This window comes from Acinetobacter sp. PC34 (genome assembly GCF_051789135.1).
Classification (GTDB): domain Bacteria; phylum Pseudomonadota; class Gammaproteobacteria; order Pseudomonadales; family Moraxellaceae; genus Acinetobacter; species Acinetobacter johnsonii.
In genome coordinates this window covers 1,327,289-1,352,844 of sequence record NZ_CP196664.1, presented here as the reverse complement: position 1 = coordinate 1,352,844, position 25,556 = coordinate 1,327,289, and the positions used below count along the sequence as shown (strand labels likewise).

General features: G+C 40.8%; 24 protein-coding genes and 1 pseudogene. 10 read left to right on the top strand and 15 right to left on the bottom strand.

Annotated features, from left to right (window positions below; genetic code table 11):
• Positions 1–6: 6 nt before the first annotated feature.
• The 3 genes from eno to ACSC9N_RS06570 are packed head-to-tail and all read right to left on the bottom strand — an operon-like array spanning position 7 to position 3,886.
• Positions 7–1,296, bottom strand: coding sequence for a phosphopyruvate hydratase (eno, locus tag ACSC9N_RS06580; protein ID WP_004696631.1), 1,290 nt, complete (start codon positions 1,294–1,296; stop codon positions 7–9).
• A 60-nt stretch (positions 1,297–1,356) separates the two neighbouring features.
• A complete protein-coding gene (gene kdsA / locus ACSC9N_RS06575; RefSeq protein ID WP_005401052.1) occupies positions 1,357–2,214 on the bottom strand; it encodes a 3-deoxy-8-phosphooctulonate synthase in 858 nt (285 codons plus the stop codon).
• A 31-nt stretch (positions 2,215–2,245) separates the two neighbouring features.
• The gene (locus ACSC9N_RS06570) at positions 2,246–3,886 is read right to left on the bottom strand and encodes a CTP synthase (protein ID WP_094148208.1); all 1,641 of its coding nucleotides are present in this window, start codon (positions 3,884–3,886) and stop codon (positions 2,246–2,248) included.
• 226 nt (positions 3,887–4,112) lie between these two features.
• Here ACSC9N_RS06570 and ACSC9N_RS06565 point away from each other — a divergent pair, with 226 nt between their 5' ends.
• The gene (locus ACSC9N_RS06565) at positions 4,113–4,514 is read left to right on the top strand and encodes an internalin (RefSeq protein ID WP_094148195.1); all 402 of its coding nucleotides are present in this window, start codon (positions 4,113–4,115) and stop codon (positions 4,512–4,514) included.
• 60 nt (positions 4,515–4,574) lie between these two features.
• Here the strand turns inward: ACSC9N_RS06565 and ACSC9N_RS06560 are convergent, their stop codons facing one another.
• Positions 4,575–5,465 carry a LysR family transcriptional regulator gene (locus ACSC9N_RS06560; RefSeq protein WP_094148194.1) on the bottom strand — a complete coding sequence of 297 codons (891 nt, stop codon included), beginning with the start codon at positions 5,463–5,465 and terminating at the stop codon, positions 4,575–4,577.
• 110 nt (positions 5,466–5,575) lie between these two features.
• Between ACSC9N_RS06560 and dkgB the strand changes: the two genes are divergently transcribed.
• Together dkgB and ACSC9N_RS06550 are read left to right on the top strand one after the other, a co-directional pair.
• Positions 5,576–6,382 (top strand): 2,5-didehydrogluconate reductase DkgB, encoded by an 807-nt coding sequence (gene dkgB / locus ACSC9N_RS06555; protein WP_439036123.1) that lies wholly within the window; start codon positions 5,576–5,578, stop codon positions 6,380–6,382.
• Between the two features lie 8 nt (positions 6,383–6,390).
• Positions 6,391–7,560 carry an MFS transporter gene (locus ACSC9N_RS06550; protein WP_062033128.1) on the top strand — a complete coding sequence of 390 codons (1,170 nt, stop codon included), beginning with the start codon at positions 6,391–6,393 and terminating at the stop codon, positions 7,558–7,560.
• 4 nt (positions 7,561–7,564) lie between these two features.
• Here ACSC9N_RS06550 and ACSC9N_RS06545 read toward each other — a convergent pair whose 3' ends face one another.
• The 3 genes and pseudogenes from ACSC9N_RS06545 to ACSC9N_RS06535 form a co-directional block, all read right to left on the bottom strand.
• Positions 7,565–8,713, bottom strand: coding sequence for a YheT family hydrolase (locus ACSC9N_RS06545; RefSeq protein ID WP_131230409.1), 1,149 nt, complete (start codon positions 8,711–8,713; stop codon positions 7,565–7,567).
• 81 nt (positions 8,714–8,794) lie between these two features.
• A pseudogene (locus ACSC9N_RS06540) lies at positions 8,795–9,207 on the bottom strand (nuclear transport factor 2 family protein).
• 191 nt (positions 9,208–9,398) lie between these two features.
• Positions 9,399–11,423, bottom strand: coding sequence for an NADPH-dependent 2,4-dienoyl-CoA reductase (locus ACSC9N_RS06535; protein WP_130235139.1), 2,025 nt, complete (start codon positions 11,421–11,423; stop codon positions 9,399–9,401).
• 169 nt (positions 11,424–11,592) lie between these two features.
• On the opposite strand from ACSC9N_RS06535, the gene ACSC9N_RS06530 reads away from it, so the two are divergent.
• Together ACSC9N_RS06530 and ACSC9N_RS06525 are read left to right on the top strand one after the other, a co-directional pair.
• On the top strand, positions 11,593–12,132 hold the full coding sequence (locus ACSC9N_RS06530; protein WP_130235140.1) for a PadR family transcriptional regulator: 540 nt from the start codon (positions 11,593–11,595) through the stop codon (positions 12,130–12,132).
• A 22-nt stretch (positions 12,133–12,154) separates the two neighbouring features.
• The gene (locus ACSC9N_RS06525) at positions 12,155–13,066 is read left to right on the top strand and encodes an alpha/beta fold hydrolase (protein ID WP_395475117.1); all 912 of its coding nucleotides are present in this window, start codon (positions 12,155–12,157) and stop codon (positions 13,064–13,066) included.
• Positions 13,067–13,223: 157 nt separating this feature from the next.
• Here the strand turns inward: ACSC9N_RS06525 and ACSC9N_RS06520 are convergent, their stop codons facing one another.
• Genes ACSC9N_RS06520 through ACSC9N_RS06510 form a run of 3 tightly spaced genes read right to left on the bottom strand, consistent with a single transcriptional unit; the run spans position 13,224 to position 15,239 of the window.
• Entirely contained in the window at positions 13,224–14,003 is a 780-nt protein-coding gene (locus ACSC9N_RS06520; protein ID WP_004696607.1) for a glutathione S-transferase N-terminal domain-containing protein, read from the bottom strand.
• Between the two features lie 49 nt (positions 14,004–14,052).
• Positions 14,053–14,577, bottom strand: coding sequence for a ribonuclease E activity regulator RraA (rraA, locus tag ACSC9N_RS06515; protein WP_130235142.1), 525 nt, complete (start codon positions 14,575–14,577; stop codon positions 14,053–14,055).
• A complete protein-coding gene (locus ACSC9N_RS06510; RefSeq protein ID WP_130235143.1) occupies positions 14,574–15,239 on the bottom strand; it encodes a nucleoside-diphosphate sugar epimerase in 666 nt (221 codons plus the stop codon). Before ACSC9N_RS06510 ends, rraA begins: the two co-directional genes overlap by 4 nt.
• A gap of 213 nt (positions 15,240–15,452) precedes the next feature.
• On the opposite strand from ACSC9N_RS06510, the gene rpsT reads away from it, so the two are divergent.
• Positions 15,453–15,719: a 30S ribosomal protein S20 gene (gene rpsT / locus ACSC9N_RS06505; RefSeq protein ID WP_004696602.1), complete on the top strand. Its 267-nt coding sequence runs from the start codon at positions 15,453–15,455 to the stop codon at positions 15,717–15,719.
• Positions 15,720–15,953: 234 nt separating this feature from the next.
• Here rpsT and ACSC9N_RS06500 read toward each other — a convergent pair whose 3' ends face one another.
• Positions 15,954–18,578 (bottom strand): M66 family metalloprotease, encoded by a 2,625-nt coding sequence (locus ACSC9N_RS06500; RefSeq protein WP_130235145.1) that lies wholly within the window; start codon positions 18,576–18,578, stop codon positions 15,954–15,956.
• A gap of 466 nt (positions 18,579–19,044) precedes the next feature.
• Between ACSC9N_RS06500 and ACSC9N_RS06495 the strand changes: the two genes are divergently transcribed.
• The gene (locus ACSC9N_RS06495) at positions 19,045–19,485 is read left to right on the top strand and encodes a hypothetical protein (protein ID WP_130235144.1); all 441 of its coding nucleotides are present in this window, start codon (positions 19,045–19,047) and stop codon (positions 19,483–19,485) included.
• Between the two features lie 134 nt (positions 19,486–19,619).
• Here the strand turns inward: ACSC9N_RS06495 and ACSC9N_RS06490 are convergent, their stop codons facing one another.
• The 4 genes from ACSC9N_RS06490 to ACSC9N_RS06475 form a co-directional block, all read right to left on the bottom strand.
• Positions 19,620–20,351, bottom strand: coding sequence for a histidine phosphatase family protein (locus ACSC9N_RS06490; protein WP_004696597.1), 732 nt, complete (start codon positions 20,349–20,351; stop codon positions 19,620–19,622).
• A gap of 54 nt (positions 20,352–20,405) precedes the next feature.
• Positions 20,406–21,260 (bottom strand): 3'(2'),5'-bisphosphate nucleotidase CysQ family protein, encoded by an 855-nt coding sequence (locus tag ACSC9N_RS06485; RefSeq protein ID WP_094148185.1) that lies wholly within the window; start codon positions 21,258–21,260, stop codon positions 20,406–20,408.
• 501 nt (positions 21,261–21,761) lie between these two features.
• Positions 21,762–22,007 (bottom strand): hypothetical protein, encoded by a 246-nt coding sequence (locus ACSC9N_RS06480; RefSeq protein WP_094148184.1) that lies wholly within the window; start codon positions 22,005–22,007, stop codon positions 21,762–21,764.
• A 319-nt stretch (positions 22,008–22,326) separates the two neighbouring features.
• Complete coding sequence (locus ACSC9N_RS06475; RefSeq protein ID WP_004696593.1) at positions 22,327–22,572, bottom strand: hypothetical protein; 246 nt, start codon at positions 22,570–22,572, stop codon at positions 22,327–22,329.
• 675 nt (positions 22,573–23,247) lie between these two features.
• On the opposite strand from ACSC9N_RS06475, the gene ACSC9N_RS06470 reads away from it, so the two are divergent.
• From ACSC9N_RS06470 to recA, 3 genes are all read left to right on the top strand, one after another.
• On the top strand, positions 23,248–23,922 hold the full coding sequence (locus ACSC9N_RS06470) for an HAD-IA family hydrolase (RefSeq protein ID WP_094148183.1): 675 nt from the start codon (positions 23,248–23,250) through the stop codon (positions 23,920–23,922).
• Complete coding sequence (locus tag ACSC9N_RS06465; protein WP_094148182.1) at positions 23,915–24,358, top strand: RNA-binding S4 domain-containing protein; 444 nt, start codon at positions 23,915–23,917, stop codon at positions 24,356–24,358. The genes ACSC9N_RS06470 and ACSC9N_RS06465 overlap by 8 nt, the downstream gene beginning before the upstream one ends.
• Before the next feature lie 114 nt (positions 24,359–24,472).
• Positions 24,473–25,516: a recombinase RecA gene (gene recA, locus ACSC9N_RS06460; protein ID WP_005401034.1), complete on the top strand. Its 1,044-nt coding sequence runs from the start codon at positions 24,473–24,475 to the stop codon at positions 25,514–25,516.
• The last annotated feature ends 40 nt before the right edge of the window (positions 25,517–25,556 follow it).

Genomic DNA, 25,556 nt, shown 5'->3' with positions numbered 1-25,556 from the left:
AGTCGCTTAGTTTAAACCTTTAAACTCAGCTTTACCGCGGTAAGCAGCATTTGTCAATTCTTCAATACGAAGCAATTGGTTGTATTTCGCTACACGGTCAGAACGGCACAGTGAACCTGTCTTAATTTGACCAGCTGCAGTACCCACCGCAAGATCCGCAATCGTAGAATCTTCAGTTTCGCCAGAACGGTGTGAAATTACTGTAGAATAACCATTTTCTTTCGCAAGATAGATTGCATCTAGAGTTTCAGTCAACGTACCAATTTGGTTGTACTTGATTAAGATAGAGTTACCCACTTTCTCATTAATACCACGTTGAAGGATTTTCGGGTTTGTAACGAACAAGTCATCACCCACCAACTGGATTTTGTCGCCAAGGATAGACGTCAAGTAAGACCAACCTTCCCAATCCGACTCATCTAAACCATCTTCAATTGAGATAATTGGATATTGGTTTACAAGGCCCGCTAAATAGTCAGAGAACTGGTTGCTTGTAAATGCTTTATTGCCTTCACCAGCAAGGATGTACTGACCATTTTTGTAAAATTCTGAAGATGCACAATCAAGTGCAAGCATAATATCAGAACCTGCTTTGTAGCCAGTTTGACCAATCGCCTCAAGAATAACCGTGATTGCTTCTTCGTTTGAACGTAAGTTCGGCGCAAAACCACCTTCATCACCTACAGCAGTGTTTAAACCTTTTTTGTTTAAAACTGATTTTAGAGAATGGAAGATTTCAGCACCCGCACGTAATGCTTCAGAGAATGAAGTGAAACCTACAGGCTCGATCATGAACTCTTGAATATCAACGTTGTTGTCTGCATGCGAACCACCATTGATGATGTTCATCATTGGTACAGGCATAGTCAAAATAGTTTGACCACGTAAGTCTGCGATGTATTGAAAAAGAGGAATTTTCTTTTCATCGGCAGCAGCACGTGCAGCAGCTAGTGATACCGCTAAAGTTGCATTCGCACCCAATTTTTCTTTGTTTTCAGTACCATCAAGTTCGATCATCGTGTTATCGATGTCTTTTTGTTCAAATACTGATTTACCCACTAAAGCATCACGGATAATCGTGTTTACGTTGTTAACCGCAGTTTTAACACCTTTACCTAAATAGCGTGCTTTGTCGCCATCACGAAGTTCTAAAGCTTCACGAGAACCAGTTGAAGCACCAGATGGTGCACATGCACGGCCAACTACGCCAGATGCTAAGATTACGTCTGCTTCGATGGTTGGGTTACCACGAGAGTCCAAAATTTCACGTGCACGGATGTCAACGATTTGGCTCATGAACAATTCCTCAGTTGATTAATAACGAGATGCTTTAGATGGCATCAATGAGTTTATAATTTAGTGTGTATCTAGCTTTTTGAAACCTTTAACCAAGGTGTCCAATTCTTTGAGCTGTGCCAAGAAAGGCTCAAGTTGAGACATACGCAATGCGCATGGTCCATCACACTTGGCTTTTTCTGGGTCTGGATGCGCTTCTAAGAATAGACCTGCTAGACCTGTTGCCATACCCGCGCGAGCAAGTGTCGTGATTTGCGCACGGCGACCGCCCGCAGAATCCGCACGACCACCCGGAGTTTGAAGCGCATGGGTCACATCAAAGAACACAGGGACATTCATTTCTTTCATGATGTCAAAGCCCAACATGTCTACAACCAAATTGTTGTAACCAAATGCCGAACCACGTTCACAAATAATGAGCTTGTCATTCCCTGCCTCTAAACACTTATGCAAAATATGGCGCATTTCATGTGGTGCAAGGAATTGTGCTTTTTTGATGTTAATGATGGCATCAGTTTTTGCCATCGCTTCAACCAAATCAGTCTGACGACTTAGAAAAGCAGGAAGTTGAATAATATCCGCAACTTCCGCTACAGGTGCAGCTTGGTAAGGCTCATGTACATCAGTAATGATGGGTACATTAAAATGTTTTTTAATGTCAGCTAACCACTCAATCCCTTTTTCTAGGCCTGGCCCTCGAAACGAGTTCAAGCTTGAACGGTTGGCTTTATCAAAACTGGCTTTAAATACGTAAGGAATCTCCAAACGCTTGCAGATATCGACATAGGTCTCTGCAATTTCAAAAGCCAAATCTTTAGACTCAAGTACGTTCATGCCGCCGAATAGTACAAATGGCAAGTGGTTTGCCATTTGTATATCGCCTAAACGTACAATTTCTTGTGGTTTTAATTGTGACATTTAAACTTCCTAGTTTATTGCTTAACCCAAATTACTTCGCTTTTTTGTACTGTGCTTTTGCAGCATCAATAAAACTAGCAAATAATGGGTGTCCATCACGTGGTGAACTTGTAAATTCCGGGTGGAATTGTACAGCAATAAACCAAGGATGTTGAGGAATTTCAACTGTTTCTACTAAGTGCTGTACAGGTGAATAGCCCGAAATTTTCATGCCAGCTTCTTCAAGCGCTGGAATAAAACGGTTATTCATCTCATAACGGTGACGGTGACGTTCAATAATATCTGCTGAACCATACACTTCACGTGTTTTAGTCCCTTCAACCAATTCTGATTTTTGAGCACCAAGACGCATCGTACCGCCAAGATCAGAGTCAACATTACGCTGTTGAACTTCACCACGCTCATCTAACCATTCAGTGATTAGACCAATCAATGGAGACTTAGTCGAACGGTTGAATTCAGTCGAACTCGCGTCACTAATACCCACGACATTACGTGCATATTCGATCACAGCCAACTGCATACCTAAACAGATACCCAAGAATGGAACACCGTTTTCACGTGCGAATTTAATCGCTTGCATTTTCCCTTCAGTACCACGTTCACCAAAACCACCCGGTACCAAGATTGCATCCATATCTTTCAATACTTCATTGACATCTTGGATTTCAAGTTCTTCAGCATTGACATAGTCAATTTGAACTTTAACGCGATTTTGAATGCCCGCATGTAAAAGCGCTTCATTCACAGACTTATACGCATCTGGAAGTTCAACATACTTACCAACCATTGCAACACGAACCGTGTATTCAGGGTTTAGTAGCGCCTCTACAACATTGTCCCAATCTGTTAAATCAGCTTCAGGCAAGTCATTGAAACCAAAACGTTCACAGATTAAGTCATCAACATTTTGCTCATAGAATGTACGCGGAATTTGGTAAATGCTGCGCGCATCTTTACACACCACAACTGCACGTGCTTCAACGTTTGTGAACAAGGCAATTTTACGGGTCGTGTCTGCATCAACATCATATTCAGTACGACAAATTAAAATGTCAGGCTGAATACCAATCGATAACAATTCTTTTACCGAGTGCTGAGTTGGTTTAGTTTTCAACTCTGCCGCAGATTTGATATATGGAAGCAAAGTTAAGTGCATAAGCATAGTGCGCTTATGACCTAGTTCAACCATAAGTTGACGTACAGATTCCATGAATGGGAGAGATTCGATGTCACCTACTGTACCGCCAATTTCAACAATCGCAACGTCATAACCTTCGCCTGCGCGAAGTACACGTTCTTTGATGTTGTCTGTAATATGTGGAATAACTTGAACAGTTCCACCAAGGTAGTCACCACGGCGTTCTTTATTTAAAACGTCTTGGTATACGCGACCAGAAGTAAAGTTATTTAACTTGGTCATTTTCGCACGACGCAAGAAACGTTCGTAATAACCCAAGTCTAAATCGGTTTCTGCACCATCCTCTGTGACAAAAACTTCACCATGTTGGAACGGGCTCATAGTCCCTGGATCGACATTAATGTATGGATCCATTTTTACCATGGTTACTTTTAATCCACGGGCTTCTAAAAGCGCAGCAACTGAAGCAGCTGAAATACCTTTACCTAGTGATGAAACTACACCACCAGTCACGAAAATAAAATGGGTCATTGGGTTTCTCGTACAATCGAGCCTAATTCGGCCTGCAATGTTGCGCAATTTTACTTTACCTTGTACCAATAAAGCAAAGTCAATCCGCATCAATTCATAGAACAATAAACAATTGGATATTCTATCAGCATTTGGCAGATAAAATTAAGCTAAGTTCATAGGATTTTCATCTTGCATTTTGCTGTTATAATGGCGCGATCCTTCAAACACTCGATTTTATGTAATTATGAATAAAAAACTTTTAATTTGTGGTGCCATTGCAGCAGGCTTACTATTAACAGCATGTGTAAAGAAAGAAGCACCTAAAGAAGATGAACAAGAACAAGTTGAAGTCGTTACTACAGAGCAACAACAAACTGTTGAACTTCAACCTTTAGCAGCATCTGAGCCTGAGATTCCAGCGCAAGTTGAAGTGATTCGCGAAGAAACACCGAATACAACTACTGAGATCCGTCGTGAAACGCCAGCACCTGCTCCAGCAGCTCAGCCTACACCAAAAGCAGAAGCACCAAAAGCTGAAGAAAAACCAACGCAAGCACGCCCAAGTAATACAAACCCAAATACGCAAACTGAAGATGATGCGGTTGCAGCAGCCATTGCAGCAGCGACACCAGCTTTAGAAAACTAATCATCGCTATATTAGATGATTAAAAAAACCCGATTGATATCGGGTTTTTTTATTGCCGGCTTATAAATAAGCTTTTAATTTTTCTGCAAGAAAGTCAATAAATAAGCGAATACGCTTTGGTACATAGTTTTGTTGATAGTAGACCGCATGTATTTTCTGCTCTTTGATCTGGATTTGATCTTCCAACAAAGCAATGAATTGCCCATCTTGAATATCTTGCTCGACCATAAAACGTGACAAACACGCAATCCCTGCCCCTTGCAATGCCAACTGACGAACCGTTTCACCGTTTGAACATTTAATTTTGGCCTGAATTGTTAAAGGTTCATCCTCCAACTGAATAGGCCACGTATTTAAATGTGCAGGCTGACTAAAACCAAGCAAAGTATGTGAGCTTAATTCTGCTGCATTTTTAGGTAGACCATGTTTTTGCGCATAAACAGGACTAGCCACAATATATAACCGACTTTTACAAAGCAGCTTGGCATGTAAGCTGGAATCCGCTAACTCACCAAATCGAATCGCGACATCGGTTTTATGTTCAAGTAAGTCTATAACCTGATCGTGATTGGTAATTTCTATATCAATTTTTGGGTAGCGCTGCATAAACTCTTCAATCAACGGCACTATTACATGCAGCACAAAAGGCGTTGCTGAATCAATCCGAATTAAACCAGATGCCTCAGCATCATTATTTTGCAGGCTTTCTTCAGCTTCGGTCAGGTCGAGTAAAATTTTACGTGCCTTTGTCAAAAACTGCTGCCCTTCATAGGTCAACTTGAGCTTCCGTGTCGTTCGCTCTAGCAAAGTCACATTCAACTTTGACTCTAGACGTTGCAAGGCTCGGCTGACACCCGATGTGGTTTGATCCAATTGCTGCGCAGCTTTGACGATAGAGCCACTATCAACAATGCTCACAAAAGCCGTTAATTCTTCTATGGTTGATTTCATGTGTAATTATTGATTAATAGTCAATAATATTTTGCAAATTACCCAGTTTTTAAGCAAGTCTTTTTTCTACAAAATAGCCTCATTCCATGAAACAAGTTATCGAGTAAAAAATGAATATCGTTCCTCAATTCGGCCTAGGTACTTTCCGTTTAACAGGTGACACTGTCATTGAGTCTGTGAAAACTGCACTAGAAGTCGGTTATCGTGCGGTCGATACTGCTCAAATCTATGGTAATGAAGCCGAAGTTGGTCAAGCCATTGAACTCTGTGGTATCAATCATCAAGATCTTTTTCTCACCACAAAAATTTGGACGGAAAATTTTTCAGCAGAAAAATTGATTCCAAGCTTAAAAGAAAGTTTGCATAAACTAAAAACCGATACCGTGAATCTAACCTTGATCCACTGGCCTGCCCCAAGTACAGATGTAAACATTACAGAACTCATGCAGAACTTATTGCAAGCGAAACAACAAGGTTTGACCGAACACATTGGTATTTCTAACTTCAATATTGAGCTGACTCAACAGGCGATTGAGAGTATTGGGCTAGAAAACATCGCAACCAACCAAATTGAACTCAGTCCTTACCTACAAAACCATCAACTGGTTGATTTCCTCCAAGCACAAAACATTGATGTCACTTCATATATGACACTGGCTTACGGTAAGGTTTTGAATGATCCTGTTTTAATGCACATCGCGCAGCAACATCAAGTATCGACTGCACAAATTAGCTTGGCTTGGGCATTACAACGTGGTTTTGCAGTCATACCTTCTTCAACCAAACGTGAACACTTGATGTCCAACTTAAAGGCGCAAGAGATTCAACTGTCGACTGAAGAAATGATGGCAATTACGCAATTAGACCGAAATCAACGTGAAGTTAGTCCTGAGGGATTAGCACCGATGTGGGATTGAGCATCGCTATGAAAATTAATTTTCCACTTTTGGCACTTGCAGTGGGTGCTTTTGCCATTGGAACCACCGAGTTTTCACCCATGGGCTTTTTGCCTGAAATTGCCAACGATTTGTCCGTTTCAATTCCACAAGCCGGACTTCTGATTAGTGCCTATGCAGTAGGTGTCATGATTGGGGCTCCGCTCATGACCTTATGGCTGGCACGCTTTCCTAAGAAAACCGCTTTAATCCTATTGATGGCTATTTTCACGATTGGGAATGTGTTGGCGACCGTTGCACCTGATTATATGAGCTTAATGGGTGCACGTTTAATTACAAGTTTAAACCATGGTGCATTCTTTGGCTTAGGTTCGGTGGTGGCGGCCAGTGTTGTGCCTAAAGACAAACAAGCCAGTGCAGTCGCCATGATGTTTATGGGTCTCACCATTGCCAATATTGGCGGTGTGCCACTTGCAACGTGGCTCAGTCAAAATACCAGTTGGCGCATGGCTTTTGCTGCGATTTCAATCTTAGGCATTATGACCATATTGGCACTATGGAAAGCACTCCCACAAGATCACGATGTGGTTAAACCGAATGTAGCAAAAGAATTACGTGTTTTAACACGTGCGCCTGTCGTCCTTGCTTTATTAACCACGGTCATGAGCGCGGGCGCAATGTTTGCGTTATATACCTACATTGCTCCGAGCCTACATGTATTTATGCAGGCATCACCGCAAACCATCACCTTAATGTTGGTTTTAATCGGGATTGGTTTCTCCATTGGTAATCATTTGGGTGGAAAGTTTGCCGATCTATCCCTAGAGAAAACCCTGATAGGCTTCCTTATACTTTTAATGGTGATGATGCTTGTTTTCCCAGTATTAGCGCAAACAACCGTTGGTGCAGCGATTGGCTTAGTGATTTGGGGTACGGCAGCATTTGCGGTAGTACCACCACTGCAAATGCGCGTCATGTCAGTCGCAGCAGATGCGCCTGGTCTTGCCTCTTCAGTCAACATTGGTGCGTTTAACTTAGGTAATGCCTTAGGTGCCTTTGCAGGTGCAACGGTACTGAGTATGCAACTCAGCTATGCAGCAGTTTCATATGCAGGTGCCGCACTCAGCTTTATGGCCTTGATCTTGGTCTTACTGCAAATGAAGTTCGGTCTTAGCAAGAAAGCCTGTGAAGCCGTTTAAGCCTTTACACTGCTGAACCAATCAAAAAAGACCTACACTGCTGTAGGTCTTTTTTTAGTGTTTTTTGATGTTCCAGTTTCAAAAAGTCCGCAATCAGCTTGGTTGCCCAAGACTCGGTATTGAGTACCCCTTCATAGAAGCCACAATGGCTGCCTTTTTTGGTGGTCACTACCGCAATATTCGGCATTTGACGGATCATGTCTTTATACGGTTCAAAATTTTTAATATGACAGACGGGATCATCCTCTGCATTTAAAATCAGCAATGGAATGGTGACATTTTCAAATACATAGATTGGGTTTGTGGCTTGTTTATAACTGTCATAGTTCACATAACCCGCCATTTCATAATAACTCGACTCAAACTCAGCCAAGGTTTTGGTCATTAAAACTTGCGACACAGACGCTGTTTGTTGCCACGTTTGCTGATAAGGAAAAATAAATTTCTTAAACAGTTTCTTGGTCATGACCTTACTGTAAAAGGGATGCACATTTACAAAACCCAACTCCGTGTTATAACCCGGACACAGGGCAAAGGCCGCCTTAAAAGGGGTTTGACTTCCTTCTTCGCCTAAGTAACGCACCAAAAGCCCCGTTCCCGCAGAAGAGCCTACCGCATACAACGTTGAACTTGGAAATGTGCTTTGAATAAAGGCAATTTGCTCACGTAAATCATCGGTTGAACCGAAAAGATTCATTTTGGGTACAGGCATTGGAAGGTCTGCATGTCCACGGCGTAAGCACAGTGCAACACGCCAACCCGTATAGCGATTTAAGTCACGCACCACCTCACGCATACTTTCAGGAGAGCCTGTAATCGTATGCATAACCACAACCGTTGGCGTCGCTTCAGGCAAGTCATAACCGAACCACATAATGCCAGTGACCCCACCGTCTTGCATCTCTAACTGATCAAAATGATCGTATTCCAATTGAATCCGACGCTTACGAATCACATCAAAATACAAAAGATGGGCATGCGTGTTGGATAACCACGGTGTTGGTCGGTACTTTTCTTGAAGCTGTGTAAGCGCCCCAACAGTCTCTTGAATTTGCCCTTTCGGATTAATATAGAGCTTCGGTTGTTCCGCACCAGTCACTCGATCCCACGCCGTTTGGCTTAATTGGTTTAGCAAACTGAACACAGCATTCATATCAGTACCTTCTTTTTTCCTATCTTTCTTGGTGATGCATCAATTTTCGTGCCTAACTATAAATAACAAGTCACACGTTTATCATCCAGCTTGAGGTGCAAAAGCTGCCATTCGCTGTCCCATTTGTACAGCCAAGGCCTCTAACCCCGATTTAGGACGGATCATCACTTCAAAATCTACAATTTGACCTTGCTCATTAAAACGAATCATGTCAATCCCTTTGAGTTTCTTTTCGCCGACATTGGCAGAAAACTCAAGGACGACACTTAAACCATCTTCTGTAAAAAATTCACGGTGGTAGGTAAAGTTTTCAAAAACCTGAATCACATTACTTAAAATAAAAAAACCACTTGCTTACCCGGATAAGGATTAAATGCCACAGGTGAACGGAACACGACATCTTCTGCTAAAAGCTCATTTAAGATGCTCATATCACGAGTCGTGGCCATATCATGCCAGCGTACCAATGCTTGTTTTGTTGTTGCTAAACTCATTCTTATGTCCTTATGAAAGTGAATCCACTCAAATCTGCAATAAAAGCACCTTCTCTTACACCACATACGTTTCATGGAAAAGGCTACACGAGGGAAAAGATAATATTTTAGAAAATATCTCTCCCAAACCCTCTCCGTATAGGAGAGGGAGCTTTATTACAAATTTTAAGCTGATAAATTATTGTTATCGATTAAATGGTCGCAGCCAGTTCAGCGCCTTGACGAATCGCACGCTTCGCATCCAACTCACCTGCTTCTTTCGCACCACCAATCAAATGCACATTTTTACCATCGGCTTTTAATTGGTCGTACATTGCAGTATAAGACTCTTGTCCTGCACAGATAATCACGTGATCTACCTCTAAAACCGTTGGCTGATCATTCACTGTAATGTGGAGACCTTGATCATCAATTTTGTCGTAGCTTGCACCTGCAATCATTTTTACATCGCGATGTTTTAGCCCTGTACGGTGAATCCAACCCGTGGTTTTACCTAAGCTTGCACCGACTGCCTTCGCTTTACGCTGTAGAAGGTAAATTTCACGATCCGATTGCTCCAAGACTGGCTGTTTTAAGCCACCGACATGTGCATAGCTGGTATCAATTCCCCACTCATCATAGAATTTTTGTGGGTTTAAACTACCGCTTTCATCTTCATGGCTTAAGTATTCTGCTGTATCGAAACCAATACCACCCGCACCAATAATCGCGACTTTTTTACCGACAGGCTTACGCTCACGTAGAACTTCGATATAACTCAACACTTTCGGGTGATCAATCCCTTCTATAGTTAGCTCACGTGGAGTAACGCCTGTTGCAACCACGATGTCATCATAGTTTTCAGCGCTCAGTTCTTCATAAGTTGCGGTATGATTCAGCACCAATTTGATATTCGGTTGTAATTCAATTTTACGTTTGAAATAACGCAGTGTTTCGTAAAACTCTTCTTTACCAGGAATAGTCTTCGCAATATTAAACTGACCACCAATCTGACTTGCTGCATCAAAAACAGTTACTTGATGTCCACGGTCAGCAGCATAAGTCGCAAAACTCAAACCTGCAGGCCCAGCACCAATCACCGCAATATTTTTCTTAGCCGCACTTTCTTTAAAAATCAGTTCAGTTTCATAGCATGCACGCGGGTTGACTAAACACGTCGCAATTTGCATGGAGAAAATTTGATCTAAACAGGCTTGGTTACAACCAATACACGTATTGATTTCATCACTACGGCCTTGTTCTGCTTTGAGTACAAACTCAGCATCTGCAAGCATTGGGCGTGCCATCGACACCATATCCGCATCACCCTGAGCCAAAACATGTTCAGCCATTTCAGGGGTATTAATACGGTTAGACGTCACCAAAGGAATTTGAACCGAACCTTTTAGCTTCTTGGTCACCCATGTAAATGCAGCACGTGGCACTTTGGTTGCAATCGTTGGAATACGCGCTTCATGCCAACCAATACCTGTATTGATAATGGTTGCACCCGCCTTTTCAATTTCTTTGGCAAGCTGAATCACTTCTTCTAAAGTCGAACCACCTTCAACCAAATCCAACATTGAAAGACGGTAAATAATAATAAAGTTTTCACCCACTTCTGCACGAGTTCGTTTTACGATTTCAATCGGGAAACGCATACGGTTTTCATAGCTTCCACCCCATTCATCATCACGATGATTGGTACGTGCCGCGATGAATTCATTGATTAAGTAGCCTTCTGAACCCATGATTTCAACGCCATCATAGCCAGCGATTTGCGACAATTTTGCACAATTGGCAAAATCAGCAATAGTCTGATTTACTTCAGCCGAAGTCAAAGCATGGGGTTTTACAGGGTTAATCGGTGCTTGAATTGCAGATGGTGCGACGTTTTCAGCCTGATAAGAATAACGCCCAGTATGTAAAATCTGTAATGCGATTTTACCACCCGCATCATGTACAGCTTGTGTGATGACTTTATGCTTTTCCGCTTCTTCTAAAGTATCTAACTTAGAACCACCGTGAAAAGTCACACCATGATCATTCGGTGAAATACCACCTGTTACGATTAGCCCTACACCGCCAGCGGCACGCTCTGCATAAAATGCCGCCATGCGATCATAACCACCTTCAACTTCTTCAAGTCCAACGTGCATAGATCCCATTAATACGCGGTTTTTTAATGTGGTAAAGCCTAAATCTAAAGGCGCAAGTAAATGCGGATAATTAGACATGTGTACTCCTTGGCGTGCTTTCGCTGGCTGGTATTTTAAATACAAGGTTAGATCAAATTATTTAATGCAACAAGTTGCATAATGTTTATCTTTATAATCGAGATTTGTTTTTTATGCAACATGTTGCATAATGACTCTACGTCCATTTTAATTGCGAAATATTACCGAAATGTCATTAGCTCATGTTTTATTGACCAGTTTGATTGAGAAACCAAGCACAGGTATTGAGTTAGCGCGTCGTTTTGACCGTTCAATGGGCTTCTTTTGGAATGCAACACATCAACAGATATATAGAGAACTCAGCGCTATGCAGAGCAAAGGCTGGATTTCAACGATAGAAGACGATGGTGCAACCTCGCGTAAAAAAACCTATCAGGCAGAACAGCTCGGACGTACAGAACTTGCAGACTGGCTCGTAAAGCAAAGCCCACCTGCCCAGCTCCGCGAAGAACTGATGGTGAGACTGCGTGTTGAGGCTCAACTTGGTGGCAATACAGTTTTGCCTGAACTGGAACGACATCTCATCCTACACAAAGAAAAACTACAAATTTACCAAAGCATTTTTGCCAAAGATTTTGGTCATGCTGAAGAAAATGATCGTACCTTATATATTCATAAGATGATTTTACAAATTGGAATTAATTTAGAAAGTGGTTGGATTGAGTGGCTAGAGACCATGATTCCAGCTCTTAAAAACTTCGAAAAATAATAAACAACGCAAAGGATTGACCATGTCACATTATTTAATGCCAGATGGCGAAAAACTCTATGTTCGAGAATTTGGACAAGGCACACCTGTACTGGTTTTATCTGGCTTAGGGATGCAAAGTTGGCAATGGCTACCTTTTTTATATCAACACCGTAAAAAGTACCGTTTTTACATTCCTGACTGGCGGGGTTTTGGTGGTTCAGCGCAGTGCAAAATTCCCACACTGGATGCGATTTCCAGCCACTGGCAAGATTTAAACTGCTTTCTAAAACAATATGCTGATACAGCATTCCATGTCATTGCCTATTCTATGGGCGCTACGACAGCCATGCATGGCATGCAATATGGTCGCTTTCAAAACCATATCCGCAGCTATTTACACATCGACCAAACACCCAAGATTAGCGTAGATGCAGACTGGCCACATGGTTTATTTGCTGAAAAGCATTCCGATTTCAAAGCCATCCTACAAAACATTGCAGACCTATTGGCCCAAAATGCACAGTACCGTTTGGTCTCAGACTTAACAGCGTCTATGCGTACAGAACTGGTTAACCAGTGGTTGGCTTTTATTCAACTGCAAGCCACACCATCTCGAACTGCGGCTTTATTTCAAAAAGCATTTCAACAGCCACACTTGCAAAAATTCATGCTCCCAATCCAGCGTTTAGACTATATGGCTTGGTATATTCAAAATTATCTTGACCATCAAGAAGACTATCGCAGTGCGCTCAGTCAGATTGACCGACCAGCTACATTTTTTATTGGTGAAGACTCAAAACTTTATCCTGCTCAAGGACAAAAACTGATTGCTTCAAGTGCGCCGCATGCGAAAACGGTGATCTTTAAAAAATCTGGGCATACGCCTTTATTGAGTGAACCGCGCAAATTCTCTCAAGAAATTACACGTTTCCTCAACGCTACGGATGTTTGAATGTGTGTCGTATTATCAACCAAATAATGAATATTTTTATAACAACTGAAGATAAATACACTTAATCATTCCATTGTAATGACAAAAAATCAGATCAGTCCGATAAAACATCAATGCTTAGGAATTAAAAAAGGCATCTCTAAGAGATGCCTTTTTCTTATGCTGCATAGGTCTGCTTGAGATAAGCAACAATATCTGCCGACTCAAACAAAGCTGTTTCAGTGTTCGGATCAACCAAATATGGCACTTGAATATCACGCCCCATCACCTGCATAACTTGCTCACGCTTTCCACCTGCCAAAGGTACATATTTGCCCGGCTTTAAACGCAGTACTGCTGGGCCTTGATCTTGCCAACGTTCTTTAGGCACATTATGAAACTTAAAAGGGAGCTCCAACTCGGTCAGCAAACCACGGACAATCCGAGTATAAGGACTGGCTTCAAATCCCCAAAGTTGTAACAGCTGTTCTGGCGCTACGCGATCTTTAATACTCTTGTTGATCCACACTCCACTCGCACCATTTACCAATGTCCCGACATAAGCAACATAAGGTGTTTTGGGATAATGTGCATACTTTTTCGGTGTTTTACCACTGCGGCCATACTGTTCAAATAAGTAGTGAATAATATCTTCAGATTCGTACAGCTTGGTGTCTGTATTTTCATCAAGTAAAAAAGGAAATTGGGTTTTCCCACCCAACTGTTTCACCAAAGGGCGATATTTAGTTCCACCCTTAGGACATGGATACACTTCATAATCTAAGTTCAACAAAGTCAATACTTCACGCACACGACGACAATATGGCGAGCCTTCAAACTCATAGAGCTTTAAAGGTTGCTCAGGTTGTTTAGGATGCGGCGTTCCTGTTACACCACGTCCACCTTGCGCAAGCCCAGAAAAAAGAGCCTGAATCACTTTAATTTGATGCTTCACCATATTACACGTCCATATCTTTTGTTGATGTTGTTATGAGTCTGGTTGGTGCTTATGCATCGACCAGTTTTTCTTTTGCAATGACAATGCCGTTATTATCCGCATAGAGATAATGACCTGATTGAATGGTGACACCACCAAAATGCAAGCTGATATCAACTTCCCCTACACCTTTACGGTTACTTTTTTGTGGAATAGCAGCTAAAGCATGCACACCTAAATCTAGTTCAGCAATCGCATCTACATCACGGACACAGCCATAAATCACCACACCATTCCAGTGATTTTTGACTGCTGACTCTGCAATTAAGTCTCCCATCAAGGCACAGCGCATCGAAGCGCCACCATCCACAACCAATACTTTACCCGTACCATCTGTTGCTAACAGCTCTTTCACCCGAGAGTTATCTTCAAAGCATTTAACCGTAACCACCTGACCACCAAAGGTTTTACGCGCACCATAGCTCTTAAAGAACTTACCATCCATTGATGGGCTGACCACTTGTAAATCAAGTTCAGGATGATCATCCAATAAATCGCATGTCACAAATGCTGTCGTCACTACACTTCCCCTCATTTTGTCTTTTGTATGCGTAAATTATCATATATTTCAAATTTTTCGGTCTGCGTTTGGGCAGCCTCGACCATAGTATGAGCCACTTGTTCTGCTGTCACTGGCTTATATTTAAAATGCTTTGGTATAAAATGCGATAGTTTGGTATAAGCCTTTTGGAAAATATCTTCCAACATGCGACCTTCATTACGCTGTCCGATCAGTAAGGATGGCTGCAGAATACTAACCTTATATAAATCGAGTCCTCGAATAGTCTCTTCAAGCTCACCTTTGACGCGATTATAGAAAATTTTTGAATTGGCTTGCGCCCCCAAGGCACTGATCAACACATAATGGGTTTTGGTCAAAACAAACAATTCAGCAAAATGTGCATTCACCACATAGTCGATGGCATAAAACTGCTCTTTTGAGCCAGCTTTCTTTAAAGTCGTCCCCAAACAACTAAAAGCATGACTGTAGCCCTGAACATCTTCATGGTTGAGTAATAAAAAATCATCCAACTCCAGTTGCTGAACTTTGTCATAGTGATCGAGCTGCACATTATGCTTTCTGACCACAGCCAAAATTTTGCTACAACTTGGCAGTTGTTGTAATTGTTGAATCAGGTTTAAGCCCACCAAACCGGTTGCTCCAATCACAATCGCTTGTTCTATATTTTGTTTCATTTTTATACAAACTCCCATGCAGATGGCTAATCTTACCTTTTCTTTAGAATTTTTATGTATCTTAAATATAGTCAAAGCATGTCAAGACTTGACTTCACTGCGTATATTAATCAAAATATGCCACTTGTTTACGGGCTGGTGATTGTTCTTCTGATGTGGTTTTCAGTTTGAATTTCAGCCCGCCCAGACCAATCTATTTCAAGGAGTGCACGAGTGGCAAACTCTGCTCAAGCTAAAAAACGTGCTCGTCAAAACGTTAAAGCACGCAAACACAACGCAAGCTTACGTTCTATGGTTCGTACTTACATCAAACGTACAGTAGCTGCTATCGCTGCTGGTGATTACGCAGTTGCTTCTGAAGCATACAAAACTGCTGTACCAGTAATCGACCGTATGGCTGATAAAGGCATCATCCATAAGAACAAAGCTGCTCGTCATAAGAGCCGTTTAAATGCACAAGTTAAAGCTTTAGCTAACTAATTTATGCATTAAAAAAAGCCCTTTTTAAAGGGCTTTTTTTGTATCTATTTTTTGAAATTTCACAGTGCGCACACCTTTTTAGCACATCTGTTCCTTAACAATACAGCTTAAAACCCAAATAAAATCTAGCAAGTGCTCTCTAGCACCTACGAGAACACCTACCTACAAAAAAAGCCCCCTTTTAGGGAGCTCGTTTTCATTTCATGTTAAAGCATTTGTCAGATGAGCAGTGGTTTAATTCAAAGATTGAGTTTTCAGGTTTTTCACTAAAATATCAATGTTTCTTGATGTTGCCCCAGCTAGAATCAAGCTTGTATTTTGGTTCAGCATTGTCCATCTTTGATTATTATTTCCAGAGCAACTATATCGAATTGCAATTTGACGGTTATTTACCAAATTACCCGAGTTTAAATCTAAGCACTGTCCTGATTGTTTAATGGCAGACGTCGTGGCATCCATTGACCACACTTGTGCTGCATTATTCGCCACACAGTCAGTCAAGGTGACTTTAGCACTTCCTCCATTACCCGTTAGACACTGCCCCATAGCCGCTTTGCTATGGATACGTCCTAAACTGTCATAAACCCACTGCTCAGTATCATCAGCAGTACAAGCCGATGGGCCACTAATGTAAACATCCATTTTTTGGTTAGATGCCAGCTCTGTTTTCAAGCAATTCTTGTTATTTTTCAACAATCCACTTTGTGCAAGTGGGTCATCTTGTTGTAAACCTAGCTGTTTGATAAAAGCATTGAGTGCATCAATCGCAGCAGGTACATCTTTGGCTAAATCATCATAATAAACATTTACCCAACGATTTAAACGCATCCACCTAGTTTCTTGCTCTTCATAACGCTCAATTACCTGCTGCGCAGCTAAACTCATCTCATTTTTATATGACTTATAAGCCTGATAAAGCATTGAACCATTTGGTGACAAAACAATAAGATTGTTCGCCGCTTGATTCAGTAGCTCTTGCTCAAGTAGGGGCAACTCTACATCGCGTAAGGCTTTATAACCCTGTGCTTTCCCAATCTTAACAGCAGGTGTAATAGCCGTAGTATATTGGGGAATCACTGTAGTCGATAATAATTTGGCAGCAGCATTGGCCTGCTTACAATATAAATCAACTTTTTGAGGGTGATCTGCAAGCGCTAAATTGACATGTAATTTATTGGCATTACTACCTAATCGTGTCGGAGCCAGTGCAATATTGGTTACTGTATTTGGATACTGTACATTTAACCAACATGCATCCTGATTTAACGCCGTATTTGCAGTGGGTAAATCATAGACATTGCCCCAGTTTGAACGTGCCGCAGGATATAGTAGCCCAACCTTTGCAACAGGGTCATAGCCACCCAAAATGGTCACTACAGGCTCACCAAAGACACGTGGGCGTAAATAGTTTTGCTTTGGTTGATACCAAACAGGTGCAGCAGAATCTGGCATAGTCGGCTGAACCACTTCCATCTGCCTTGTTACTTCATTCCATTTTTTATAGCCCGTAGGTGAAGTCTTATCCCACACATAGCGGTTAAAGTGCGGTTGAATTTTTAAATAAGTGCTATAACCCGTATAGTGGGTATAACGTGAAACTGAGCTTGATGCATAACCACCAGACATTGCATCTCGGCTATGTGGATATAAAGCTAAAAAATTTGCAATTCCTGTAGAAGAAGCCCATAAATCCTTATTATTCCAAATCAAATTTCCCCGCATCATATTGCGATACGGAATATAACCCCAACCACTATCCGCATGATGTGAAGTCCAAAACTGGTTATCACCTTCCTGCCCAGGATAATGCCCCAGTCCATAGTGATGTCCAATTTCATGACTAAACTCATTTCCAACCGAATCATACAACGTCAGCATGCCGTTACCACCACTTAAGCCATGATTACTTTCGCCATTGGCATATTTTCCACGACTATGGTGTGCAACTACGGTTTGGGTTAATTGTGGTTGATTCTGACTTGCCATCGAAGCACTGGTAATGCCCCAGTTTGCTAGGTTAATGCCCACGCTAAATGTCGACTTACCCACGTTTTCACGCATGTCACCCTCATAAACTCCGCCTTGGCTGGTGCTTGCCGTATCGTAAATCGTCCCGTCTGCAATCATGACGCGATCCAACTGAATATCATCATATTTTGCAACGGTCATTTCAGCAGCTGGAATCGTTTGAAAGTAATCTGAACCTGCCCGAACAGGATCATTCAGCATATAGTGACCATTGGAAACAGGAGGAGCCGTTAACATACCGATACGAATATTGTTTAAGACCAACTCTCCCGGAGAGGCAAAATCAATTTTATCTTCCGCGATTTGCCCCTGACGACCATGAGAATCTTTAAGCTGAATACGCAAACCCGGACGTATTTCATCCCAATTGAGTTGAGCACTCCACGCACGCTTACTATATTGCACACGTGCACGCTCATCGGTATTGGTTTGATCAGACTGAGGAATCTGAGTTGGATCGTTAAATGTAACTGTGCGGAGCAACTGATTATTCATGTAAATATCAGCACTCAGACCATCAACTTTCCCCATGCTATCAGTTGGCGTAACTAACAATAGCGCTTCTTTTTCCATCGTCAGACGTGGCATTTTTTTACTTTCATTACCATTTGGATCAACCACATGACTCTGACCAAATTGCAGCATTGCTTCGAAACTACCAGTTAAGTCATTTCGTATCACACGTGTTTTTGAGTTTGCATCGTAATCAAAATAACCCAATGTATTTACATCAGCCACATCCTGTGTAGGCTCCGCATAGGTTTTCACTACAGGCGTTGTAGAGTTTTCGGTTCCACTTTCTCCACCACCTCCACCACACGCAGCTAACATCAGTGTTACAACGCAAAGACTTAGCTTGCAATACAAGAACTCATTCACACTTTTCACATCTTCCCCCAAAATAGTCACAAATAAAAATTAAAAAATCATTAATAATTCATATAAATCAAAAGCTTAATTATTTAACACTATTTTCTATACATATTCAATTTACATAATTTGTCACTTCAGGACATATTTTTTATCGGTCTTGAAACTAATGTCCGAAAAATAAAAGTTCTGTGACAGGGCTTGAATTTATGAAAAATAATGATGAGTTATACATTTGAATTTGCACCAATATAGTGCCAATATTTGTCAGTTAATTTTTTAAAAAAAGATATTTCAATTAATTTTCTTTGTAAGCACGTAGCTTATTCTAATTTTTAAATCCAAAATGATTAAAATCCCATAAATAAATTATGGTATTCTGTTTTCTTATAATGAAACCACATAGAATGTTCTACTGGGGAATAGCATGATTAATAAATTTCTTCCAACACTTGAAAAATTCCAACCGACAGAACAACAATATATTGAGTATTTTCATGCCAAAGGTGAAAAAGACATACTCGCCAAAGTCATCTCAAATATGCGCGGAACCGCAGAAATTCAGGCCTCTCAGGGCGTTGACGCATGGTTAGGCTATGGCGTCTATTTACCTGCAATTGAACGTATTTTTGCACTGCACCAAGGGGAAACGGAAGCTGAGTTTTATGACCGTACTCAATATCCAGCCGATGTTGTCAATGCTTATACCCTTTCGAATCATGAGATTGCCACGCTCATTGCTGCAGATAAATACAATCGTATTCATCAGCACAGCGTAGCAGTGAATACCTCATTATGGCCTTTAAATGATGAAGGCCTAAGTATCGACTTGCTCGATTTTCCCAATCGACTCAAAGCAAAAAGTTAAACTTATGTGGTATATCATTCAATAACGGTGACAAATGATCGATCTATAAATCTCGTATATTCTTTTTTCGTTCAAACAACTGTCTAAATGAAGCAACGAGATTTATAGCTGATTTTTATTAATAAACAAATCACTTACAGATTTTGAAACTCATGAATATTCAGTTCATTCATTTCTCCGCGCCAAATCCATTTCAATTTTGATTCCAAAAACACATCTCCCTCAAACCACACAAAAAGACCTTCCATCATTTTCGGCCAGTCTTCTTTGGTCACAATCGTGCGCCCTGAAATAACCGCCAAAATCGCAGCTAAAATCGTGTCATGACTGACCGCAAGGCTCAAACCATAAGGGTTGTTCGGATGCGTGTTATATATAAGCTCCAATACATCTACGACGCCATGAATCGGATGCTTCATACCGGGTAAGGCATTATTCACAAAGCTATTAATAAATCCTAGAGCACCTTGACGCTGAAAATAAGGGCCGGCTTGCTTAATATCCAAAACAAAACTGCCTGGCTCAACCAATAAACCTTGTTCGATAATTTCAATACGGTGGGTATTCGGCTCAAGGGTTTGTCCATCTGCCCCTTGAATCATTAGTGCAGCGGTATCAATACAACGTTGAATTGGGCTAGAAATACAGTGTTGTATCACTCGATCTGTATTATCGATCAGATAGGAACCCCACGCCTCCGCCAAATCTCGCCCTTGATGCGTCAACTGTAAATCATAGCCTGCAAGCCCCTGACCCGTAACAACTTCACGAATGGAATGACGTGTAAATAACGTCACTGGCGTTTTTGCATCTGGCAATAAATCGATTGCCTTCAACATACTAGGCGGGAGTAACTCTAAGGCCATAATCACTAGCAACTCAATAATTCAAAAAACACTATAGCACGCTCAGTTTTTAGCTCAAGCCGACGAAGGCATTAGTTCAAGTGCTTGTAATGCCAGTTTTTTCATATCGTTATTTCGATATGCAATAAAACCGCCATTCAATAAACTCAATCTTTGGTTATATACGAATGGTCGTCCCTGAAAATCAACTAAACCACCACCGATTCGCTCTAATAAACACTGTCCAGCACTGGTATCCCACTCACTCGTTGGGTGAAAGCGTGGGTAAATATCGACTCGGTCTTCCAACACCATGCAGAACTTATATGCACTCCCTGCACGATACTCTTGAATAGGCGTAAGTTTTTCCAACTGCTCTAAATATACTTGATACTGCGGCTTACTCTGACTACTTTGACTTAAGCCGACTTGAACAGCACTGTGGTTTTCAACTGGAACATATTCAGACCATACGTCTTTTTCCATATTGTATTTTAACGGCTGACCGTGTAGTGGACAGAAGTAAACTTGCTGTTCACATGGAATAGCCAACACCGCAAAAGTTGTATGCGCACCTTCGATAAGACTGAGATTGATAGTGAATTCTGGACGTTGATGCAAAAATTCTTTCGTACCATCTAAGGGATCAAGCATCCAAAAAGACTGCCACTGCTGTCTATGCACATGCTGCCCTTCTTCAGAAAGAACAGGCAAATGAGGAAAGGCTTTGTTTAAAGCATCGGTAATAAATTGATTGACACGATAGTCAGCTTGCGTAACTGGTGAATGATCGGATTTTCGTTCAACTGTAAAATCACCACCTGCAACATAAGCTTGATACTCTGCTCGTAAAATCTCGCACGCTTGAGTCACAATCGGTACAAGTTGCAATATCAGCGCATCTTGAGGTGCAGTTGTGGGCTTAAACATGAGACCGCCTTTTATTCATTAAGTTATAGATTGAGAAGTTCATCTATTGGGATAGCAGCCTACTGATCGCCTCGTATTCAACGGTATACAGTCACCTCAGAGTGAGAACACGCGAACACTTTTTCAACACTGCCTTAAAAATATTATACGCCTAAGACACTCAGGAAATATCACTCAATTCCAATTCTTCTTTTGACTTTGGGTTGAGTAGTCCAATCAACCTGACTTTACCTTTACCCACACCTTAAATATTGAGACTAGAGAAAGTCACCAGCTGACCGTTTCTAATTTGTGCTTACTCTTAATTTCTTTTCAGCTTTATACATCCAATTGATTACTTTAGGAAAAATCATCGCGCAAAAAAATCCCACGCATGGGAGCGTGGGATATAAAACAAGAAAAGCTACAGCGCTTTAATTTGGAGTACAGTATAAACCTGTATTTTAAATACATCAATTAAAAAATGCGTTATACCTGCAGTTTTTTTAAATTACGGTACATCTACTCATTTTTATCTGAACACTTCACTTCTAATTGATACTCATCCTGCGTCACTTTGATCTTAATCCTTTGATACTTTCTTTTATTCGGATCCATAGCCGAACTAGCGACTTCATGCAAAAACTTTCGATCATTCATAAGCTCGCTATATGCTTTATAACCAATCAAAATCTTTTCAGGCTTTTTATTTTTGGAAATTAATTTTTTTAGAATATCGTCTAGTTCATTTGCAGTAACAATTGACATATCGAAGCAACTCAAAATAAAAAAGATTATCCATGAACAATATGATCAAAAGATGTCAGAAATCATCTTTCTCACTATTTTCATTTCAATAGCAAAATGAAAGCCCGATCAGTATCAAAACAAATCGGGCTTTTTGTCTGTAATCACTTAGACCAGAAAGTTATTATAATAAAAAACCTGTTTACCTCTCTCCAAATAAACAGGCTTAACTGCACAAACATCATCTAATCATTATATTTTCATTACTTTATGTCGCACACTTTACAGCCCAAATATTTCAAATAAATGAAACCTTAGGGTTTTTAACACAATTGAATACTTAATCATCATTACGTAAAAAGGTTAACTCATATTCATCATGCGTAATTTTAATCTTGGTATTGCGATAAGTCCGCTTATTTGGATCTAAAGATGAACTCATTACATTTTCTGCAAATTTTTTATTCGACATAAATTTTGCATAGAGCATATAACCAATACGGATTTTTTTAATGGCCTTTTTCTTACCTTTTGCTTCATATTTATCTAAGGTTTCATCTAAAAAATCTAAATTTAACTCACTCATCCATTCCTCTCTATTTTATTCTCATTCGCCACATCTTTTTTAACCGATTCTTGTGTAAATAACCAGCAAAACCACTTTATTTTTATTTTTGTCAAAAAACTTACTTTTATTGCATTATTGAGCTGGATACAACGAATCTTTCTCCGTCAGCTGAGGTGGTTTATATTTAGTTTCAAACATAAAAAATCACCCTCAGGTGGTGTTAATGGTATCGATGTAAAATGAACATTTGATGAAACAGATTAGATAGACATGAAAGCCGAATAGCTAAGTGGTACTGAAAAGCTGACAAAACCAATGATGCAGTCCGTTGTAATCCATGGCTGATTTAGGTCAGCAGCAACAGTAGCGGCTTTTGGAGAATAATGGCAGCTCTAAGCGTTCTCATCGAATATTTATAAAAGCGTTTCCTTCTTCATTAAAGTGAATCATTCCTAATGCTGAAATTTCAATATTGCAGTGGATCAATGTGCAGTTAACACATCTTATATGTTCTTACTTAAAAAATTGAGATCTCGTATTCTTCAATTTTTGACAATGGGCTATGCAAGCCCGTAATCTTATACAGCTATACGCTATAATTACGCCATATTTGCATAAAGCAAAACTGCTAAATCGGTTGCTAACTGTTTTCTATCGCGATTGCTGAACTTTGAAACCTTGGAGATTTTTTGAGTGGAAAAGCCAATTATCATTTTTGATATGGACGGTACATTACTGGATCTTGCCTATGATGATTTTATTTGGAATCATCAGCTTCCTATCCGTTATGCTGAACAACACCAGTGCTCTTTAGAACAAAGTACTCAAGCGCTATTTCAGTTTTATCAAACCCATAATCACACACTCAATTGGTATTCTACGCGCTTTTGGACAGCCAAAGTCGGCGTAGATACACTCGCCTTACAGCAGGAATTTAAGCATAAAGTTAGCCTGCGTGAAGGCTGTCTTGAACTTCTCGACTATTTAAAAAGTAACGGCTACCCTTGCTGGCTTGCCACCAATGCGGACTGTGAGGGACTCAAGTTCAAACTCGAACACACGAAACTAGCCTCATATTTCGATGTCATTATTAGCAGCGAAACCCTCGGTCATGCCAAAGAGTTTACTGAGTTTTGGCAACATCTCCATAAACGCCATCCTTTTGCAACCACACAGTGTTACTTTATCGATGACACTGAAAAAGTACTAAAGGGTGCTGAAAGTTATGGTATTCAAAACCTATTTACCATTGCTCAACCCTCATCACTAGGTCAAAGCAAGACATCCAGCCCTTATCCTATCTTAAATCAGCTCACCGATTTAATTCCGTATTTAGAGCAAGCTGAGGTCACGGCCAAATATGCGTAAATCCACTTTAGCGGAAGATACTGTCGGCATGCGCATTGACAAATGGTTATGGGCAGCACGTTTTTTTAAAACGCGCTCCATTGCTAAAAATGCAATTGAGGGGGGCAAAGTTCACCACAATGGCGAACGTGTCAAAGTGTCGAGAGAAGTTCGGGTTGGAATGGAACTCACCATACAACAAGGTATTGACAAGAAAACCGTAGTGATTAAAGAACTCTCTGACGTGCGTGGCCCCGCTCCTGTTGCACAAAAATTATATGAAGAAACTGAAGTCAGTATTACACGACGGGAATTGATTGCAAGCCAAAGAAAGTTGCATAATCTAGCTCGACCTGATCATCGTCCAAGTAAAAAAGACCGACGCGATATCAGTAAGTTTAGACAAGAAAATGATCAACAATTTGACCAATATTGGTCTTATAATGATGATGAATGACATGCGTCATATTGTGTCGCACACGATCTGACTTTTATAGAAGATACAGACTAAATCTGTCACTATACTGAGCATATTCAGTAAATATCCGTGACATCGTTTTGAGGTTGTAAGATGGATGATAATAAAAGCAAGGCGCTCAATGCTGCGCTAAGCCAAATTGAAAAGCAGTTTGGTAAAAACACAGTAATGCGTCTTGGCGATAACACCGTACAAGCTGTTGAAGCGGTATCAACGGGTTCTTTGACACTTGATATTGCACTAGGCATTGGCGGCTTACCGAAAGGTCGTATCGTTGAGATTTATGGTCCTGAATCTTCAGGTAAAACAACCATGACTTTACAAGCGATTGCCGAATGTCAAAAAGCAGGTGGTACATGTGCATTTATCGATGCAGAACACGCTTTAGACCCACAGTATGCGCGTAAACTTGGCGTAGATATTGACAACCTCTTGGTTTCTCAGCCTGACCATGGTGAACAAGCACTTGAAATTGCAGACATGCTGGTTCGCTCTGGTGCTATTGACCTCATCGTTGTCGATTCTGTTGCAGCATTGACACCACGTGCGGAAATTGAAGGTGAAATGGGCGACTCGCACATGGGGCTCCAAGCACGTTTAATGAGCCAAGCATTACGTAAAATTACAGGTAATGCAAAACGTTCAAACTGTATGGTGATTTTCATTAACCAAATTCGTATGAAAATTGGTGTAATGTTTGGTAGCCCTGAAACCACGACTGGTGGTAATGCGTTGAAATTCTATGCGTCTGTGCGTTTAGACATTCGTCGCGTAGGTCAGGTCAAAGAAGGCGATGAAATCGTTGGTTCTGAAACCAAAGTAAAAGTTGTCAAAAACAAAATGGCACCTCCATTCCGCGAAGCGCTTTTCCAAATCCTATATGGTAAAGGCGTCAACCACTTGGGCGAACTTGTAGACTTAGCTGTTCAACAAGAAATCGTACAAAAAGCAGGTGCTTGGTATTCATACCAAGGTGATAAAATTGGTCAAGGTAAAAACAATGTGATCCGTCACCTTGAAGAAAACCCTCAGTTGGCTGAAACCATTGAGAAAATCATTCGAGAAAAACTACTGACGACTGCAAACGCTGCGCCTGTAGAAGAGAATGAAGAAGAGCCAGACTTTTTAGATGCTTAATTAAAGGTATCGAAAAAGATTAAATGTTATTAGACGACAT

Coding starts and splice junctions, on each gene's coding strand:
- dkgB (WP_439036123.1), top strand. CDS start 5,576: ATGAATATCGTTCCTCAATTCGGCCTAGGTACTTTCCGTTTAACAGGT.
- ACSC9N_RS06550 (WP_062033128.1), top strand. CDS start 6,391: ATGAAAATTAATTTTCCACTTTTGGCACTTGCAGTGGGTGCTTTTGCC.
- rraA (WP_130235142.1), bottom strand. CDS start 14,577: ATGAGGGGAAGTGTAGTGACGACAGCATTTGTGACATGCGATTTATTG.
- ACSC9N_RS06565 (WP_094148195.1), top strand. CDS start 4,113: ATGAATAAAAAACTTTTAATTTGTGGTGCCATTGCAGCAGGCTTACTA.
- eno (WP_004696631.1), bottom strand. CDS start 1,296: ATGAGCCAAATCGTTGACATCCGTGCACGTGAAATTTTGGACTCTCGT.
- ACSC9N_RS06535 (WP_130235139.1), bottom strand. CDS start 11,423: ATGTCTAATTATCCGCATTTACTTGCGCCTTTAGATTTAGGCTTTACC.
- ACSC9N_RS06545 (WP_131230409.1), bottom strand. CDS start 8,713: ATGAATGCTGTGTTCAGTTTGCTAAACCAATTAAGCCAAACGGCGTGG.
- ACSC9N_RS06520 (WP_004696607.1), bottom strand. CDS start 14,003: ATGGTGAAGCATCAAATTAAAGTGATTCAGGCTCTTTTTTCTGGGCTT.
- ACSC9N_RS06475 (WP_004696593.1), bottom strand. CDS start 22,572: ATGAGTGAGTTAAATTTAGATTTTTTAGATGAAACCTTAGATAAATAT.
- ACSC9N_RS06560 (WP_094148194.1), bottom strand. CDS start 5,465: ATGAAATCAACCATAGAAGAATTAACGGCTTTTGTGAGCATTGTTGAT.
- ACSC9N_RS06495 (WP_130235144.1), top strand. CDS start 19,045: ATGATTAATAAATTTCTTCCAACACTTGAAAAATTCCAACCGACAGAA.
- ACSC9N_RS06510 (WP_130235143.1), bottom strand. CDS start 15,239: ATGAAACAAAATATAGAACAAGCGATTGTGATTGGAGCAACCGGTTTG.
- ACSC9N_RS06570 (WP_094148208.1), bottom strand. CDS start 3,886: ATGACCCATTTTATTTTCGTGACTGGTGGTGTAGTTTCATCACTAGGT.
- ACSC9N_RS06480 (WP_094148184.1), bottom strand. CDS start 22,007: ATGTCAATTGTTACTGCAAATGAACTAGACGATATTCTAAAAAAATTA.
- ACSC9N_RS06490 (WP_004696597.1), bottom strand. CDS start 20,351: ATGGCCTTAGAGTTACTCCCGCCTAGTATGTTGAAGGCAATCGATTTA.
- ACSC9N_RS06525 (WP_395475117.1), top strand. CDS start 12,155: ATGTCACATTATTTAATGCCAGATGGCGAAAAACTCTATGTTCGAGAA.
- recA (WP_005401034.1), top strand. CDS start 24,473: ATGGATGATAATAAAAGCAAGGCGCTCAATGCTGCGCTAAGCCAAATT.
- ACSC9N_RS06465 (WP_094148182.1), top strand. CDS start 23,915: ATGCGTAAATCCACTTTAGCGGAAGATACTGTCGGCATGCGCATTGAC.
- ACSC9N_RS06500 (WP_130235145.1), bottom strand. CDS start 18,578: ATGTTAGCTGCGTGTGGTGGAGGTGGTGGAGAAAGTGGAACCGAAAAC.
- ACSC9N_RS06485 (WP_094148185.1), bottom strand. CDS start 21,260: ATGTTTAAGCCCACAACTGCACCTCAAGATGCGCTGATATTGCAACTT.
- kdsA (WP_005401052.1), bottom strand. CDS start 2,214: ATGTCACAATTAAAACCACAAGAAATTGTACGTTTAGGCGATATACAA.
- ACSC9N_RS06530 (WP_130235140.1), top strand. CDS start 11,593: ATGTCATTAGCTCATGTTTTATTGACCAGTTTGATTGAGAAACCAAGC.